This is a genomic window from Microcystis sp. M53598_WE2, from assembly GCF_030067735.1.
Lineage (GTDB): Bacteria > Cyanobacteriota > Cyanobacteriia > Cyanobacteriales > Microcystaceae > Microcystis > Microcystis aeruginosa.
In genome coordinates this window covers 1-2,044 of the sequence record NZ_JASJFE010000123.1, presented here as the reverse complement: position 1 = coordinate 2,044, position 2,044 = coordinate 1, and the positions used below count along the sequence as shown (strand labels likewise).

The window sequence follows — 2,044 nt, the reverse complement described above, 5'->3', positions numbered from 1 at the left end:
GTCAGAGTCTGACGTTATTAACCCATAAAAGCTAAAAAACTCTACAATTAAGATTGGTGAGGTATAATGCCTATTGACAAGAGAATAACTCTTAATAATACTTAATAATTTTTAATAATTCCGCTATCCTAAATCAGACAAAATGGATATCAATTTACAGCCCCTGATCGAGACTATTCCTTTTCACGATATCGATGAACTAGGGTCGCGGATGAGAGCTTTTCGTTGGGACATGGTTCATCGACCGATCGAGGCGGGAACTTTCGAGGGGGAACTGTTCGTAGCTCAAGTCGGGGGCATACAATTCGCCCGACCGATTTACAATCGAGGAATTCGTTCTCAAGGGGATTCTCCTCCCGGGACAATCACCGTCGGGATACCCTTGTCTACACCCCGAGTCCTCAAGTGGCACGGGTATTCTTTATCGTCGAATTCCGCTCTCTTGCAGAAAAGTTCCAGGGGAATCGATATGCTTCGATCGGGAAACTTGCCCCTCGCTCTGGTTACTATCGATAACGATTCTCTGTTTTCCCAGGCCGAACAAACCGATCGGCTCGGGGTAGCATCTTTAATTACGGATTCAACCCTGGCAATTCAACCAGAGCCGACTGTCCTGAGACGATTCCGCTCTCATTTAAGATATATTTTTGAGCTTTTCTGGAGACAACCCCAGACAATTCTACAGCCAGCTATGCAATCGCCGATCCGAGAGGATTTTATCTCTCTGGTTCTAGATGTACTCGATTCCCATCAAAACGATCCGCCGCTGCGCCCTTCAATACGACATCCCTACATTAAGCGAGCAGAGGAGATCTTACTGGACAATCTCGATCGCCCCCTCTCGATCCTCGATCTTTGCCAAGAACTTCACATCAGTGAACGTACCCTCCGTTACGGTTTTCAGGAATGTTTTGGCCTGGGACCTGCGACTTATCTCAAAATTCAACGTCTTAACGGGGTACGACGACAACTAAAAGCCTCTGCGGGTAGGGGAATTACCGTTAGTGCGATCGCATTACAGTGGGGATTCTGGCACATGGGTCAATTTGCCAAAGATTATAAGAAAATGTTCGGTGAGTGTCCGTCGGCAACTTTGCGAGATAATTCTTTAACAAAATAAAAGTTAGATTTGCAGAATTTTGATAGTTTCTCCGAGCCTGCCAAAGTTAAATATTAGTAGTAAATATTGAATCCTAGCTTTCTTGGGTATGTGAGCGGTTTGTGCTTGGTTCGGAGAGTAAAAACGAGGAGCAATTCTCTGAACATCTCACGGGTTGACGCACAAAAATTAACCCCAGAAGAAACAGGAGAACTCGCTCCACTGCGAGCGATAATGACCAAGTCCGGCGCCAAAAATTAGAATTAGTGAGAACTTTGGTCACGGAAAAAGTCAAGGCGGGACAATTAAGGCTTAATTATCTTTAATCGTCCCCGAAGAGCCAATTTTAGAAAAACTTAACGGGAAAAACTATCATGTTGACAAAAACTTTCAGCTTTCTCTGGGCTGGTTTAATCCTCGGACTGACCTCGATGGCCGTTGTCGCCAGTACCAAAGATCAGGCTACCGAACTTCCGAAAAACTGTCAGTACCTCAAGGAAGTAGCCACTAATCAGACCCATATCCGCAAACAGATCGATGCCATAGGAAAGAATAACTTTAACACCGATTTCGCCGTTCCCTCCGGGGTGAAATTCGCCTCTTTTAAAGGGGTAATGGTTCCCGAAAACGATGGCAAATACGGAGTGACGATCAATCTCAAATATCCCGATAATTCAGTCAATAGCGCCTTCCAGAAAAATGTCGAAATGAAACGGGGCGAAACCTATTCTTTACCCTTCCAATCACCCACGGGTAGACAGCCCTATCAGATTAATTTTAATATTAACGGCATGAATAATAACGCCTACACGATCGCGGTAATGGCCTGTAAATAGGGCTGGCTGAATAAATCTAAAAACCTTGTTGGGTAAGACTTTTAGACTTTTTGGAAACCAAAAAGTGCCAGATCCCGGAGTGATCGGGTGGAAAATTCAGGTACTTTTT

2 protein-coding genes are annotated in these 2,044 nt (G+C 44.6%); both read left to right on the top strand.

What is annotated here, in order from left to right; genetic code table 11:
• The first annotated feature begins 142 nt into the window (after window positions 1–142).
• Window positions 143–1,120, top strand: coding sequence for a helix-turn-helix domain-containing protein (locus PX636_RS02820; RefSeq protein WP_288116161.1), 978 nt, complete (start codon window positions 143–145; stop codon window positions 1,118–1,120).
• Window positions 1,121–1,473: 353 nt separating this feature from the next.
• Entirely contained in the window at window positions 1,474–1,935 is a 462-nt protein-coding gene (locus PX636_RS02815) for a hypothetical protein (RefSeq protein ID WP_002780536.1), read from the top strand.
• The last annotated feature ends 109 nt before the right edge of the window (window positions 1,936–2,044 follow it).